The 15,609-nt window shown below is 35.3% G+C and carries 14 protein-coding genes and 1 other RNA gene; 6 read left to right on the forward strand and 9 right to left on the reverse strand.

Going from position 1 to position 15,609, the window contains the following annotated elements:
- Positions 1 to 216: 216 nt before the first annotated feature.
- Entirely contained in the window at positions 217 to 330 is a 114-nt protein-coding gene (locus CHSO_RS26685) for a GIY-YIG nuclease family protein (RefSeq protein ID WP_410493364.1), read from the reverse strand.
- Between the two features lie 69 nt (positions 331 to 399).
- A complete protein-coding gene (locus CHSO_RS20690) occupies positions 400 to 3,015 on the reverse strand; it encodes a valine--tRNA ligase (protein WP_045500373.1) in 2,616 nt (871 codons plus the stop codon).
- Between the two features lie 128 nt (positions 3,016 to 3,143).
- Between CHSO_RS20690 and CHSO_RS20695 the strand changes: the two genes are divergently transcribed.
- From CHSO_RS20695 to CHSO_RS20710, 3 genes are all read left to right on the forward strand, one after another.
- On the forward strand, positions 3,144 to 3,608 hold the full coding sequence (locus CHSO_RS20695) for a DUF1573 domain-containing protein (RefSeq protein ID WP_045500376.1): 465 nt from the start codon (positions 3,144 to 3,146) through the stop codon (positions 3,606 to 3,608).
- Between the two features lie 106 nt (positions 3,609 to 3,714).
- A protein-coding gene (locus tag CHSO_RS20705; RefSeq protein ID WP_144428915.1) for an IS3 family transposase occupies positions 3,715 to 4,967 on the forward strand; the annotation gives its coding sequence in 2 pieces (ribosomal slippage) (positions 3,715 to 4,042 and positions 4,042 to 4,967; 1,254 coding nt in all).
- Between the two features lie 333 nt (positions 4,968 to 5,300).
- On the forward strand, positions 5,301 to 6,170 hold the full coding sequence (locus CHSO_RS20710; protein ID WP_045500378.1) for a polyphosphate kinase 2 family protein: 870 nt from the start codon (positions 5,301 to 5,303) through the stop codon (positions 6,168 to 6,170).
- 7 nt (positions 6,171 to 6,177) lie between these two features.
- Here CHSO_RS20710 and CHSO_RS20715 read toward each other — a convergent pair whose 3' ends face one another.
- The 4 genes from CHSO_RS20715 to rnpB all read right to left on the reverse strand — a co-directional run bounded on the left by CHSO_RS20715 (position 6,178) and on the right by rnpB (position 8,408).
- Positions 6,178 to 6,768: a glycine-rich domain-containing protein gene (locus CHSO_RS20715; protein ID WP_052480673.1), complete on the reverse strand. Its 591-nt coding sequence runs from the start codon at positions 6,766 to 6,768 to the stop codon at positions 6,178 to 6,180.
- Positions 6,769 to 6,816: 48 nt separating this feature from the next.
- On the reverse strand, positions 6,817 to 7,344 hold the full coding sequence (locus tag CHSO_RS20720; RefSeq protein ID WP_045500381.1) for a hypothetical protein: 528 nt from the start codon (positions 7,342 to 7,344) through the stop codon (positions 6,817 to 6,819).
- A 33-nt stretch (positions 7,345 to 7,377) separates the two neighbouring features.
- Positions 7,378 to 7,908: a hypothetical protein gene (locus CHSO_RS20725; RefSeq protein ID WP_045500383.1), complete on the reverse strand. Its 531-nt coding sequence runs from the start codon at positions 7,906 to 7,908 to the stop codon at positions 7,378 to 7,380.
- A gap of 176 nt (positions 7,909 to 8,084) precedes the next feature.
- Positions 8,085 to 8,408: RNase P RNA component class A (rnpB, locus tag CHSO_RS25255), an RNA gene on the reverse strand.
- Between the two features lie 287 nt (positions 8,409 to 8,695).
- On the opposite strand from rnpB, the gene CHSO_RS20730 reads away from it, so the two are divergent.
- The 3 genes from CHSO_RS20730 to CHSO_RS20740 are packed head-to-tail and all read left to right on the forward strand — an operon-like array spanning position 8,696 to position 11,537.
- Positions 8,696 to 9,187 (forward strand): RNA polymerase sigma factor, encoded by a 492-nt coding sequence (locus CHSO_RS20730; RefSeq protein ID WP_045500386.1) that lies wholly within the window; start codon positions 8,696 to 8,698, stop codon positions 9,185 to 9,187.
- Positions 9,180 to 9,854 carry a hypothetical protein gene (locus CHSO_RS20735; protein WP_045500389.1) on the forward strand — a complete coding sequence of 225 codons (675 nt, stop codon included), beginning with the start codon at positions 9,180 to 9,182 and terminating at the stop codon, positions 9,852 to 9,854. Before CHSO_RS20730 ends, CHSO_RS20735 begins: the two co-directional genes overlap by 8 nt.
- Positions 9,855 to 9,914: 60 nt before the next feature.
- Positions 9,915 to 11,537, forward strand: coding sequence for an AMP-binding protein (locus CHSO_RS20740; protein ID WP_045500391.1), 1,623 nt, complete (start codon positions 9,915 to 9,917; stop codon positions 11,535 to 11,537).
- A gap of 281 nt (positions 11,538 to 11,818) precedes the next feature.
- Here the strand turns inward: CHSO_RS20740 and rpoN are convergent, their stop codons facing one another.
- The 3 genes from rpoN to CHSO_RS20755 all read right to left on the reverse strand — a co-directional run bounded on the left by rpoN (position 11,819) and on the right by CHSO_RS20755 (position 15,602).
- A complete protein-coding gene (gene rpoN, locus CHSO_RS20745) occupies positions 11,819 to 13,282 on the reverse strand; it encodes an RNA polymerase factor sigma-54 (protein ID WP_045500393.1) in 1,464 nt (487 codons plus the stop codon).
- A 160-nt stretch (positions 13,283 to 13,442) separates the two neighbouring features.
- Entirely contained in the window at positions 13,443 to 14,891 is a 1,449-nt protein-coding gene (gene asnS, locus CHSO_RS20750) for an asparagine--tRNA ligase (protein WP_045500396.1), read from the reverse strand.
- 111 nt (positions 14,892 to 15,002) lie between these two features.
- The gene (locus CHSO_RS20755) at positions 15,003 to 15,602 is read right to left on the reverse strand and encodes a CDP-alcohol phosphatidyltransferase family protein (protein ID WP_045500398.1); all 600 of its coding nucleotides are present in this window, start codon (positions 15,600 to 15,602) and stop codon (positions 15,003 to 15,005) included.
- Positions 15,603 to 15,609: the final 7 nt, after the last annotated feature.

Genomic DNA, 15,609 nt, shown 5'->3' on the forward strand with positions numbered 1-15,609 from the left:
GAAGCCTTTTTGATCTTTGTTATCAAAATTATCAGAATGACTTTTGTTTTGACAAACAGACAATTCTTTTAATTTATCCCAATTATCATTAATTATAGCTTCCTTTTTCTTTCTACTCCAACCTTTTACTTGTTTTTCAAACGCTATCGCTTGAATAATGTCATTAAATACATAAAAGAAGACTAGTTCAACCGGTCTTCTTTTATAAGTATAACTTTAAGGAAATTTACCTGACTGATGTTGAGAAAATCTAGTCTCAATATCACTTGTAACTCCTGTATAATAGGAGTTGTCAGAACATCTTAAAATATATACGAAATACTGTTTCATCTCATTTTAAAAAGGCTTCGACTCCGCTCAGCCTGACATTCCAACAACTTCTTTTATTATTGGGTTTATTTACAAACTTTTCAGCTTCTCTTCCAAGATCGCAATCTTATCTAGAGCATCTTTTTGTTTCTTACGCTCTACCTCTACAATTTCAGGTTTAGCATTGGCAACAAATTTTTCGTTGGAAAGCTTTTTATCTACTGAAATCAAGAATCCTTTAAGATACTTTAATTCTTCTTCAGTTTTAGCTTTTTCTTCTCCTAAATCTAAGTTTTCACTTAAAGGAATTGAAACTTCTGTAGCTCCAACAAGGAATGTAAAGCTTGGCTTATCTGTTTTCTGTCCGAAATGAATTTCAGAAACGTTGGCCAACTTTCTTACTACTGCTTCATTGGCAAACTCAGTAGCATTGGTATATATTTCAGCGGCTTCTCTTGGTGAAATCCCTTTTGTCTGACGGTAATTTCTAACTCCAGAGATCAATTCTGCTGCGGTTTCAAAGTTTTTAATGATGGTCTCATCAAATGCACCAGCCTCTTTCTGCTGAGCAACCACTAAAGCTTCTTCAATATTTCTTTCAGAAATCGTCTGCCATAGCTCTTCTGTTAAGAAAGGCATGAACGGGTGAAGTAACTTCATCAGTTCTTCAAAGAAATATATTGTTTTGTTATACACTTCTTTAGAAATACCTTCTCCATAGTTAGGCTTGATCGCTTCAAGATACCAACCACAAAAATCATCCCAAATTAATTTATAGATCAAATGCAGGGCATCAGAAATTCTGAATTTCTCGAACTGATCGTTGATCTCAAGAATGGTTTTATTCAATCTATTTTCAAACCATTCGATAGCCTGATGATCTGTAGCAATAGCCGGCTTATCTTCATGATTCCACATATTGATTAAACGGAAGGCATTCCAGATCTTCGTCATGAAGTTTCTTCCCTGAAGCATTAAATCTTCATCAAAAAGAAGGTCATTTCCTGCTGCAGAACTCAATAGAATTCCTACACGAACACCATCAGCTCCGTATTTATCCATTAGCTCAAGCGGATCCGGAGAGTTCCCTAAAGATTTTGACATCTTTCTTCTCTGCTTGTCTCTTACGATTCCTGTAAAATAAACATTTTTGAATGGAACTTCTTTTCTGTATTCCAATCCTGCCATGATCATTCTGGCTACCCAGAAGAAAATAATATCCGGACCTGTAACCAAGTCAGAAGTTGGATAATAATAGTTGATATCTTTATTTTCAGGATCAAGCAATCCATCAAATACAGACATTGGCCACAACCAAGAAGAGAACCAGGTATCTAGTGCATCATCATCCTGTCTAAGACCTTCTATTGTTAATTCCTGATTTCCTGTTTTTTGTTTTGCTAATGTTAAAGCTTCATCTTTAGTTTCAGCGACTACAAAATCTTCATCTCCTGCACCATAATAATATGCTGGAATCTGCTGTCCCCACCAAAGCTGGCGGGAAATATTCCAGTCACGGATGTTTTCCATCCAGTATTTGTAAGTATTTTTAAACTTATCCGGATAGAATTTAACCTCGTCATCCATTACGACATCCAATGCCGGCTTAGCAATTTCAGACATTTTAAGGAACCACTGTACTGAAACTTTAGGTTCAATAACAGCTCCTGTTCTCTCAGATGTTCCTACTTTATTTACGTAATCTTCCGCTTTTAGTAAAAGATCTTTTTCCTCTAATTCTTTTGCGATTTGCTTTCTTACCTCAAATCTGTTTTGACCCGCATAATGTAAACCATGCTCGTTAAGATTACCATCATCATCTAATGCATCAATCATTTTCAATTGATGTTTTTGACCGATCTCGTAGTCATTGGTGTCGTGTGCAGGAGTGATTTTTAAAGCACCTGTTCCAAACTCAATGTCAACATATTCATCTTCGATAATAGGAATTACTCTATTAACGATTGGTACGATTACATTTTTACCTTTTAAATGAGCATATCTTTCATCATTAGGATTGATACATACCGCAGTATCTCCAAAAATAGTTTCAGGACGTGTAGTAGCAACTGAAAGGAATTCTTCTGAACCTTCAATCTTATATTTAAGGAAATATAATTTTCCGTTCTGCTCTTTAAAGATTACCTCTTCATCTGAAATGTTGGTCTTCGCTTCCGGATCCCAGTTTACCATTCTGTATCCTCTGTAGATCAACCCTTTGTTATAAAGATCTACAAAGCTTTTGATAACCTGTTGTGAAAGCTTATCTTCTAATGTAAATCGGGTTCTGTCCCAATCACATGAACATCCTAATTTTTTAAGCTGCTCAAGGATTGTTCCTCCATATTTATTGGTCCATTCCCAAGCGTGCTCAAGGAATTGTTCACGGGTAATATCAGACTTATTGATTCCTTCAGACTTCAGTTTAGCAACAACCTTAGCTTCGGTAGCAATGGAAGCGTGATCTGTTCCCGGAATCCAACAAGCGTTAAACCCGCGCATCCTTGCACGACGGACCAGAACATCTTGAATGGTATTGTTCAACATATGTCCCATGTGTAATATCCCCGTCACATTTGGCGGCGGAATGACCACGGTATATGGTGGTTTCTCATTAGGTTCTGAGTGGAAATATTTGTTTTCCAACCAGTAATTGTACCATTTCTGTTCTGTTTCCTGTGGATTGTACTTTTCTGAAATCTGCATAAATTCTATTTCTTTGGCTTGCAATTTGCAAAAATAGTCTAAAGAAAAAAATTTTTAAGCATGAATTAAAATAATTTTTAACTTTGTTTCACAAAATTTATCTAACAAACATATTAACATTCAAGAATATGAAGAAATTAATCGCAGGAATTGCATTATTCGGAACATTTGCTCTTGCATCTGCACAAACAATTACATTTGATAAAACTACTTTCGACTATGGTAACATTAAGCCTAGTTCTGATGGTACAAGATTCTTTACAGTAACAAACACAGGTGATAAGCCTTTGATCATTTCAAATGTAAAACCATCTTGTGGATGTACAACACCAGAATTTAGCCAGGATCCGATCATGCCAGGAAAATCTGCTAAGATCAAAGTTGGATACAACACAGCTCTTACAGGAGGGTTCAACAAAATGATTGAAGTTTTCTCTAACGACCCTGCAAACAGCAGAAGCGTAATTTACATCAAAGGAAATGTAGATGCTAACGCTCCTGAGCCAAAAGTATTAACTCCTGCTGAACAGAAAGAAGCTGCTAAAGCGGAGAAAAAAGCTGCAAAAGTTGCTAAAAAAGCTACTGCGAAGTAATTCTCTACTTAAAAATAAAGAAACCGTCTCTATGGAGGCGGTTTTTTTTATATTTTGTCTCGTCCTGAAAAAAGTTGACTATAAAATCATAAAAACAGTCACTCTTATGGATTCAAAAAAAATAGCATTCCCTGTACAGGAATACAGCGAGGCTTTCAAAAGACAGGTTGTCTCCGAATATGAACGGGGATTATTTACGAAATCACAATTACAGACACGATACAATATTCGTGGTAATTCATGTATTTCCAGCTGGTTAATAAAATATGGTAACTTTACTTACGAAACAAAACTAAGTAAAGGTAGACCCATGAAAGATCCACAGCAACAAAAGATTAAAGAACTTGAGGCAGCTTTGTTAAAAAAGGAAGAAGAGCTTAAGGTATTTAGGAAGTTTATAGAAATAGCAGAGCGTGAGCTAAAGATTGAGATTGTAAAAAAGTCTGGTTCCAATCAATCCAGGAAATAAGGCCGTATACGCATCTTTCACTGGAAGATATCTGCCGATTGTTTGGACACAGTAAACAAGCTTATTACAAAAGAAGAAAACAATCTGATTCTACAAATAATCAAGAAAGGATTATAGAATTGGTGTTATCAATTCGTAAAAAGATGCCTAAAATAGGGACTCGAAAACTTTACTTCTTACTTAAGGATGATTTTGAAAAAGAGAAACTTCATATAGGAAGAGATCGCTTGTTTAAGATTTTAAGATCAAATTATCTTTTAATCCCCAGAAGACACAGCTACTTTAAAACAACGAATTCCAGACATTGGATGAGGAAGTACCCCAATATTATCAAAGAAAAAGAGTTGGAATGTTCAGAGAAAGTCTGGGTTGCAGACATTACCTATCTGAAAACCAAAGAGAGGAATTATTATCTTCATTTGATTACCGATGCCTATTCAAAGAAAATTGTAGGACATGAATTGAGTGATAATTTACAGACAAGCTCTACGTTGAAAGCATTAAAACAGGCTATAAAGAATCGAGTCTACAAACATCCCCTAATTCATCATTCAGACAGAGGCCTGCAGTATTGTAGTAAAGAATACACTGAAATGCTGAAGAATAATGACATTCTCATCAGTATGACAGAGAACTCAGACCCTTATGAAAATGCTGTAGCCGAAAGAGTCAATGGTATTCTGAAATATGAATTTGGATTGATCGATACCTTTGAAGACTTTAAAAATCTCTCACAACAGCTTGATCAATCAATCTATTATTACAATAATTTAAGACCTCATTTTTCTTTGAATTATAATATTCCAAGCCAAGTGCACATGAAAAATAATGTGAAATTAAAAACCTATAAAAAACAAAATCAGAATAGGAAAATTCCTACTCTGATTTAAGTATATTTGAAATATTAAACTAGTCAACCTTTTTCAGGACTAGTCATTTATAGTAATGGATATGCAGGACAATAGAGGATGAAAATTACGTTAATACATCTATTTTTTTTAGATTTTGGCTAAAGCCAATGGAATTTGATGATTTTATTTATTGGACGGCCGGGCTAAAGCCCGCCCCTATTGATGTTGATACCCGAATGTATAATAGTTGTTTAACGACAAGATCTTTTATCTTTTATCTTTTATCTTTTATCTTTTATCTTTTATCTTTTATCTTTTATCTTTTATCTTTTATCTTTTATCTTTTATCTTTTATCTTTAAATAAAAAAAATATGGACACCAATTTCTCAGATGACTTTAGGGTAAATGGAAAATTTTCAATTAAAAAAGCTTCCACATCGTATAAAGGAAAACTTACCAAAGAAGAAGGAACACAATTATTAATCCAGGAAAAAGAAAAACTTCGTGAATTGCAGGAAAAGCTTTATGCTGATGGAAGTCAATCTCTCCTGGTTGTACTTCAGGCTATGGATGCTGCAGGAAAAGACAGCATGATAGAACATGTTTTTGGAGGAGTAAATCCTCAAGGCTGTAATGTAACCAGCTTTAAAACGCCAAGCTCAAAGGAATATTCACACGATTTTCTCTGGCGACATTATCTGGCATTACCCCAAAAAGGAATGATTGGAATTTTTAACCGCTCCCATTATGAAAGTGTTTTAGTCTGCAAAGTACACCCTGAATATAATTTAAGTGAAAAAACATGGTCTTCTGTAAAAGATTTCGACAATAAATTCTGGGAAAACCGCTACGAAAGCATCAGAAACTTTGAGAAGCATCTTGCCCAAAACGGCACTACAATCATTAAAATCTTTCTGAATGTTTCTAAGGATGAACAAAAGAAAAGGCTTTTGGACAGAATCAACGAACAGGAAAAAAACTGGAAGTTTTCTGCTGGTGACCTTCCGGAAAGAGCTTTATTTGATCAATATATGGAAGCTTATGAAACGGTAATCAACGAAACTTCAAAAGACCATGCACCATGGTATGTCCTTCCTGCAGACAATAAGTGGTTTGCAAGAACGGCAGCTATTCAGATTATTATAGATACTCTGGAGAAAATGAATCTTAAGTATCCCCAACTTTCCGAAAAAGATAAAGAAGATCTGGAGCAGGCTAAAAAACATTTATTAGAAGAGTAACAAAAATTTATTGGTAAGCCGATTTACCATGAATATATGTAAAGACTTTTGAATGCAAATCTTCAAAGGTCTTTTTCCATGTGAACTGTCTGATCGTTCTTACCTTATTTTCACTTTCAGGCAATAAGAAGAGTTCAATTTCTTTTGGAATCCGCCAGAAAGGTTCAGGTGGATTTTGCCTGAAAACATTGATATAAAGCTTCAATGTTTCCAAATACCAATCCTTATGTTTATTATAATCATTAATTCCACCTACATTCGGAAAATGATGTAATTCTCTTTCCAGAATTTTCGGACAGAATTCTTTCCAATATTCGGTAGTATAGAGTAAATGCAGATGCCAAACTTTATCTACGGCTATGGAAGGAGATGCCCCATTTTTGGAAATACAGCATAAGTAGACAAACTTTTTATATTCTTCAATGACCAGCAGGCAAAATCTTCTTGTCCAGCCTTCAGTCTGAGCCAATTTTCGGGTAAAAGGGATGATTACCTCAGCCTGATCGATCTGGTAATCTGAAATCCTTTTCCACAAAGGGCTTTGGAGATAATCTAGCTGTGCATTATTCAATAGAATGGGGGTAAATTCAGGTTTCATAATGTTAAAAATCTTAATCGATAATTAGTTATTTACACAAGTATTTAATCAACCACCACATCCACAGGATGGAGGAGTGTAATAGGTATAAATTTCTTTTTTATAATGATGTTTGAGTAGATTTTCAAAATCCTCTCTCGTCATTTGTTTGTAAACATCTGTATCTGATAAATTCAACTGAAAGTCTTTTTCAGGATGTGGATCTACGGTCACTGAAAGCATTGAATCAATAATCTGGATTTCAGAAATTTCTTCCCAGATCAATTGTCTTTCTGTCCTATGATTAAACATTCCTTTTGAGCTTATAGATAATCTTTTTACAGGCTTTGCTACCGGTTTCATCCGTTCAGCAATACAGCTAATTAAGATTTTTACTGAAGCATAAAGAAAAGCTGCTATAAGCAAAAGCATGATGATAGAGATTAAAATTTCAAACGGGTTTTGGTTGGTAATCACAAGGAAAATCATTGCACAAAAGGCTGCCAGTAAACCAACTGAGGATATCATAAAAAGTATAATTGTAGAATATCCTGCCCTTTCTTGTTGTGATGTATATAAAGTAATTTCTGATTCCATTGTAATTCATTTTATCTGTATATACCCTTAAAATTAACAGCCGCATCCGCAGGATGATGGCGTATTGTAAATATAGACTTCTTTTTTATAATGATATTTCAGTAGCTTTTCAAAGCGGTCCTGTGTCATTTGTTTCTGGAGATCTGTTGTAGACAGGTTCAGTTTAAAATCTTTCTTAGGGTTGAAATCCACAGTTACAGAAAGCACAGCATCTACAATCTGTATTTCAGAAATATTTTCCCATTTCATTTCTTTATTTTCAGGATAATAATTCATTCCTTCTCTCGAAATGTTTAAAACAGGGTAAATAACAGTACGTTCTCTTTGTTTCCTGACCAGGTAAAGAAAATACTTTACCACTTTATAGTTTAAAAACATACATCCAATCCACAGAATCTTGTTAAGAATTTTTATAATGATCTCGTTTGTTATCCCATAGAAAAGATATCCCAGACATTGATCAATTCCCCAAAATAAGCCATAAATAAAAGCCGCGTATAGCAGGATAACTATAAAACCTGGTTTTGCTACTGGAACTGACTGTAAAATACATTCCGTTTTCATCTCAATTTCTTTATTCCAAATTTGAGATAACAAAAGAATACGAAAGTCGTTGATAAGTCTTATATAGTTTTATAAAGGTCTTATATTAGAATTACAAATATATAACATCCTGTTTTACAAATAAATACAACACTGATTTAAAGAATAAAAATCCAAAAGAAAGATGTATTGTAAAAATCACGAGAAAACCTATAAGCCGGATTTTGTACTTCCTAAGAAGCGCCTGTTATTTATCTACGTCCTACATTGCTGCAAAACTTGAGCTGATTACCCCTCGGTTTTCAGGACGAGCCGCCCCTATTTCCATTGCTGAAAAGAACCGATATACTTACCATTGCACCGCAAAGAGTTTACCTGGTTTCACTACAGCCGAACTGTACTTGCTTTCTGTTGCACTTGTCCTACCCTCACGGGTGACGGATGTTATCCGCTTTGCTGCTCTATGGTGTCCGGACTTTCCTACCTCCCGTAAACGGGAAATCAACAAGCCGATTTTCTCGCGGATGCAAAGATACATAAATTTCATGGGAAAAGCACAAGGAACAGGAAGCTGGAAGTGAGAGGCAGGAAGTTATTGAGGCACTAAGGTTTAACCATAATCCATTTTATAGTATTTTTTTAAAGGCTGTCTGATCAGAGTTTAAGGTTACTGTTAAAATAAGTCTCTATAATAACTTCCTGCCTCCAGCTTCAGGCTTCTTGACATGTTCAGAATTATCTTTGATTTCACAATAATTATTCTTCCCCAATTACCACATTATTGTTATCTTCGTGGCATTATATATCTATGGATTCCAGAGAAAAAGAATTTGCGCAGCTCATCAAAGATAATCAGGGTCTGATTATTAAAGTATCGCGCTTATATACCAATTCACTGGAAGATGAAGAGGATCTTTTTCAGGAGATTGTATTGCAACTCTGGAGAAGTTATGACTCTTTCAAAGGAAATTCCAAGATTTCAACATGGATGTATCGTGTAGCGCTTAATACAGCCATTACCCTCTTTAGAAAAAAAAGCAAAAGCCTTCCTACGAATGAACTGGACATCAACCACAAAGATTTTGTGGAAGATGATGATGAAAAACAACAACAGATTTCGCTTTTGTATACTGTAATCAAGACTCTTCCTAATATAGAAAGAGCCATTGTCATGATGTATCTTGACGATCTGCCTTACAAGGACATTGCAGAAAACCTCGGAATTACTGAAGTTAATGCACGCGTGAAAATGAACAGATTAAAGAAAACCCTTAAAGAACAGATGGAAAAATATGCCTGAATTTGATCTAGATAGCTTTAAAAAGACGTGGCAGGAACAACCTGTAGCACCGAAATACGACAACAGCGAGATTCTTCAAATGCTGAATAGAAAATCACGTAATTATGTAAAGTATATTTTCTGGATCAGTGTTTTTGAATTCCTGTTCTTTTCTCTTTTGGGCTTATTCTATTTCTTTCAGGATAATGAGTCCGACGGTTTCCGTAAAATATTGGAAAAGCTGGGCACTCAAGAAGCCCCTGAAGTGGAAAACAACTTCAGTCATTTCTATTTAGCGATTAAAATTCTGAGCGTATTAATTACAGCTTATTTTGTTCTGAAATTCTATCAGAATTACCGTAAAATAAAAATTGAAGAAAATCTAAAAGGTCTTATTACCAGAATTATCAGTTTCAAAAAAACAGTCAATGCTTTCATTCTGATTAGTATTGTATTACTGCTGGCATTTACTTTTGTATTGGTTGCTTTTATATTTTATACCTTAAATTCTCAAAATATACAACCTTCCGGTTCTGACCTTACCGTTATTATTGTTGCCATTAGTATCAGTACTTTGTTAGCCATATCTATGATCTGGGTGTATTACAGATTGGTGTATGGAAGCATCATCAAAAAACTTGATAAAAATCTGGAGCAACTTAAAGAGATAGATTCTCAGGAAAATTAGCATTCATAGGCTATAGTTCAAGATATTATTGTTAATTTTATTTCACCAAATCTTTTTACTATGCCTTTATCATATGTTTATGGAGCATCTGAGGTTCCATTATTAGGACAGACTATTGGAGCAAATCTTAAAAGTACTGTCGAAAAATTCCCTAATCAAGAAGCACTTATTTGTGTTCATCAAGGTTACAGAGCTACTTATCAAGAATTTTACAATCAAACAACCGCTATTGCCAAAGCCCTGATATTTTTAGGCGCAAAAAGTGGTGACCGAATAGGAATATGGGCTTCCAACCGCTATGAATGGGTACTTCTTCAATATGCCACTGCCAGAATCGGGGCTATTTTAGTGAATATCAATCCCGCCTACAGAACCCACGAGCTTACCTATGTACTGAACCAGTCTGAAATTCGTTTTATTTTTTCTTCCTTAAGCTTTAAAACCAGCAACTACAAAGAAATGGTTGAATATGCCAAGGAAGTTTGCCCCACTTTAAAGCACGAAATTTTCTTCGATGATAACTGGGAAAACTTTGTAAACAACGGCCAGGAAATTTCTGATGAAGTTCTCCATAGTTTTGAAGAACATGTACAGTTTGATGATCCTGTCAATATTCAATATACCTCAGGAACCACAGGGTTTCCTAAAGGAGTTACTCTTTCCCATCATAATATCTTAAATAACGGATACTTTATTGGTATCCGGTTAAAGTATACGGAAAAAGACCGCGTATGTATTCCGGTTCCTTTCTATCACTGCTTTGGAATGGTGATTGGAAATATGTGCTGTACCGCTCACGGTGCTTGCATGGTAATTCCTAATGACAGTTTTGATCCCGATATTACATTGAAAACGGTTTCGGATGAAAAATGTACATCCCTTTATGGTGTTCCTACTATGTTTATTGCTGAACTTGCCGTAAAGGATTTTGATTCTTATGATTTTTCAAGTTTAAGAACCGGTGTAATGGCAGGCTCAGTATGTCCACCGGAAATTATGAAAAAAGTGGAAAACCTTATGAATATTAAAGAAATGAGTATCTGTTATGGAATGACGGAAACTTCTCCCGTATCCACCCAAACTTTAATAGGAACTCCATTGGAGAAACAGGTAAGTACAGTAGGAACCGTTCAGGATCACCTTGAAATAAAAATCATTGATGAAAATGGAAAAATTCTGAAACGTGGTGAACACGGTGAACTCTGTACAAGAGGCTACTCTGTGATGCTGAAATACTGGAATGATCCCGAAAACACAAAAAAAGTACTGGACGATGCCCGCTGGATGCACACCGGCGATATGGCAGTAATGGATAAAGATGGGTATATTACCATTTCCGGAAGAATTAAAGACCTTATCATCCGAGGTGGAGAAAATATCTCTCCTAAAGAAATTGAAGACTTCTTATACACTTATACCCATATTCTGGATGTTCAAATCATTGGAGTTCCGAGTGAAAAATTTGGAGAAGAAGTGATGGCTTGGGTGAAAGTAAGGAAAGGCTTTAATATTACAGAACAGGAGTTATTAGACTATTGTAAAGGAAGAATTGCTCATTATAAAGTTCCGAAATACTGGAAGTTTGTGGAGGAATTTCCAATGACCATTTCCGGGAAAATAAGAAAGGTAGAAATGCGGGAAATCTCTATGAAAGAATTAGGATTGGAAAGTCATAAAGCTTAAAAACCTTTACGATGAAGAGTAGTAAAATAGATTTACTTTAATGATAGGTCTTAAGCTGAAATATTTTAACCACAAAAGTTTTTGTCCTCGATTTCTATGCATGGTATAATGAATGCTACAATCGAAAGACTAGAATTCTCCTCCTCTGAAGGTGGCAAAAATTCAAAGAATTTTTGACGGGGTGGTTTTACAAATAATCTATCATCAATAAATAACAAAAGCATCACTTTAACACCTCTTAAAACAAAAAAGCATTTCAAATGAAATGCTTTTTTTATATTTTAAAGTTCTTTTCTTAACCTAGCAACAGGAATATTGAGTTGTTCCCGATATTTTGCAATCGTTCTTCTAGCAATATTATACCCCTGCTCTTTTAAAATTACGACTAGAGCGTCATCTGTTAGAGGTTTTCTCTTATTCTCTTTACTGATGACTTCCTGAAGGTGGGTTTTGATCTCTTTAGTAGAAACTTCTTCCCCATCATCATTGGTTAAACTATCTGAGAATAGGTCCTTAAGATAAACAATACCGTTTGATGTATCTGCGTATTTGCTTTTTACCACTCTGGAAATGGTAGAAATATCAAATCCGGTAATGTCTGCTACATCTTTTAGGATCATTGGCTTCAGAGATTTTTCATCACCTGTAATGAAATAATCTTTCTGAAACTTAACAATAGCTGTAATGGTCTGCAGCAAAGTATTCTGACGCTGATTAATAGCATCAATATACCATTTGGCAGCATCCAGTTTCTGCTTGATAAACAAGGCAGCCTGCTTATGTTCAGAAGAGTTTTTATCATGTGAATAAGTAGTAAGAATATCTTTATACTCTTCAGAAACTCTTAATGTAGGCGCATTTTTGCTATTAAGCATAGGAATAACCAACCCATCCTTTACCTGAATTACAAAATCCGGGATAATTTCCTGGTTGATGGTAATGGTTTGGGTATCGAAGTTTCCTCCAACTTTTGGTGACAGTTTTGAAATTTCATCCAAAGCATCTTTCAGGTCCTCTTCCTCAATATCATATTTCTGAATGATCTTATTATAATGCTTATTGGTTAAGGCATCAAACTGATGTCTCAAAATGCTGGCTGCTAAAGAAACGGCTTTATCAGAGCTCACTTTCTTTTCAATCTGCAATAATAAACATTCCTGAAGGCCTCTGGCTCCTACTCCAGGCGGATCCAGTTTCTGAACATAATTTTCAAGGATATCATCTACTTTTTCCTTAGTAGTATAAATTCCCTGGGAGAAGGCAAGATCATCTACAATAGATTTGATCTCTCTTCTCAGATATCCGTCTGTATCAAGGTTACCGATAAGGTATTCTGCAATCTTCAGATCTTCTTCACTGATATTACTCAGGTGAATCTGTTCCGTCAAATAATCATATAATGACTGTCCTTCGGTTAAAAGGCTTTCATTGTCAAATTCTTCATCATCCGGAGAGTAGTTACTGGATGCGGTTTTATAGCTAGGCTCGTCGTCGTAAAGATATTCGTTAACGTCGAAGTCTGTTTCAATGCTTTCTGTACCCTCATCCTGATAAGCATCTTCCAGGGAAGAAAAATCATCTTCCTTAGAATCCTCCTTTACAATTTCCAAAGCAGGGTTTTCTTCTAGCTCTCTCTCCAACTCCTCTTCAAATTCAAGAGTATGAAGCTGAATAAGCTTCATCAACTGGATCTGCTGAGGGGCCAGCTTCTGTCCTAATTTGAGTTGTAAGTGTTGTTTAAGCATATTAATATTGGCGTTTTAACATAACATATTCTACGAATTTAATAAATTTATTTGATAAAAAATACATTTAGCATGATTTTTGCTTCATACTTTTTATATAATAAACTATTGAAAAATAAAAAAAGCCTTATCTCAATGATGAAGGCTTTTTTTTATGATTCTAGAATTCAGCGCTTTTCGGCGTCCTTGGGAAAGGAATTACATCTCTGATATTCGTCATTCCTGTTACAAAAAGAACTAATCTTTCTAACCCTAAACCAAAACCAGCATGCGGTACAGAACCGAATTTTCGGGTATCTAAATACCACCAAAGTTCGTGTTCATCTACATGCATTTCTGCCATTTTCTGTTTTAAAACATCTAATCTCGCTTCTCTTTCAGATCCACCGATGATTTCACCGATACCTGGGAAAAGAACGTCCATTGCTGCAACCGTTTTGTTGTCTTCGTTCAGCTTCATATAGAAAGCTTTAATTTCTTTCGGATAATCGAACAATACAACCGGGCACTCAAAATGTTTTTCAACCAAATATCTTTCGTGCTCAGACTGAAGATCTGCCCCCCATTTTTCAACAGGATAAGCAAATTTTCCTTTCTTATTTTCTTTTGAGTTTAATAAAATCTCAATAGCTTCTGTATAGCTTACTCGTTTGAAACGTTTAGCGATTACATTCTGAAGTTTTTCGATAAGACCTTCTTTTGCTCTCTCTTTTTCAGGTTTTGATTTTTGTTCTTCTTCAAAACGCTTGTCTAAGAACTCAAGATCGTCTTTGCAGTTATCCAATACATACTGAATGACATATTTTAAGAAATCTTCTGCAAGATCGATGTTATCTTCAAGGTTGTTGAATGCAACTTCCGGCTCAATCATCCAGAATTCTGCAAGGTGTCTTGTCGTGTTTGAGTTCTCTGCACGGAAAGTAGGCCCGAATGTATAAATTCTTCCTAATCCCATAGCAGCAGTTTCTCCTTCAAGCTGTCCTGAAACCGTAAGGTTGGTTTTCTTACCAAAGAAGTCCTGAGCGAAATCAATTTCTCCCTCTTCAGTTTTGGGCATATTGTTCAGATCGAAGTTGGTTACTCCAAACATTTCTCCTGCTCCTTCAGCATCTGCACCTGTAATGACCGGAGTGTTGATATAGAAGAACTGGTTTTGATTGAAGAATGAGTGAATCGCAAAACTTACGGCATGACGTACTCTGAAAACAGCACCAAATAAATTGGTTCTGAATCTTAAGTGAGCCTGCTCACGAAGTTTCTCCAAGCTGTGTTTTTTAGGCTGAAGAATGGTGCTTTGAAGCTCTTCTGTAAAGTTATCTCCTAAAATAATGATCTTTTTAGCAACAATTTCTACAGATTGTCCTGCTCCCTGGCTTTCCACTACTTCACCCACTACTTTAAGAGAAGAAGCCGTGCTAATATTCTTAATGAGTTCTTCATCAAAATTTTCGAAATCAACAACTATCTGCAAATTATTAATCGTAGAACCATCATTAAGTGCAATAAAGCGATTAGCACGGAATGATCTTACCCATCCGTAAACTGTAATGTCATGATGTAATACTTTCTTGTAATCCTTTAGGATTTCTTTGATCGTTTGCTTTTTCATTTGTTGATAATAAATTTTTGTATAAAAATTAATGGCTGCAAAGTTACAAAAAAACGGCGCAACTTGATGATTGCGCCCTCTTTAAAAATCATTTATCAACTATTTAATGCTTTAATTAAAGAAAATGGTCTTTTTTCTTTGCTTTCCGTTCCTGATTTTCAGAGCATGATAACAGCTTGGAACATCATATTGCCATTGGGGAAGAAATACAATAATCAGGATAACATCCAGATGAGAAACCAACCCCAGGATCACAGCCCAATCAAAGATCCAGCCTGCTTCCTGAAAACCTATCAAATAGGTAAAGGCCAGCAAAAGACTCAATCCCCACATTTTGGCTAAAAAGGCATGCGTACAAGTTTCTTTTCCGAATTTCCAGATACTAACAATATAGCACAATGTTTCCATAATGAAGATCAGCAGAATACTTTTCCATTCATTAATAATCAGATCCGGATTCAGGAAATAAGAAGCAAATCCCAGAGATAACCAGAAGACAAGATCAGTCTGGCTATCCAGTCTTCTTAATTTTTCTGAAGAAACTCCTGTCTTTCGGGCAATAATTCCGTCAAAAATATCGGTAAACAGTCCAAAATACATCAGAATCAGAATATATTTACGGGCCGGTTCTCCTACATAATATCCCAGATACAGAATAATAAAGGCTATAATAAAGCGGGATAGGATTAATAAATAAGGTATATTTTTCATAACTATT

Origin of the sequence: Chryseobacterium sp. StRB126, from assembly GCF_000829375.1 — a bacterium.
Lineage (GTDB): Bacteria > Bacteroidota > Bacteroidia > Flavobacteriales > Weeksellaceae > Chryseobacterium.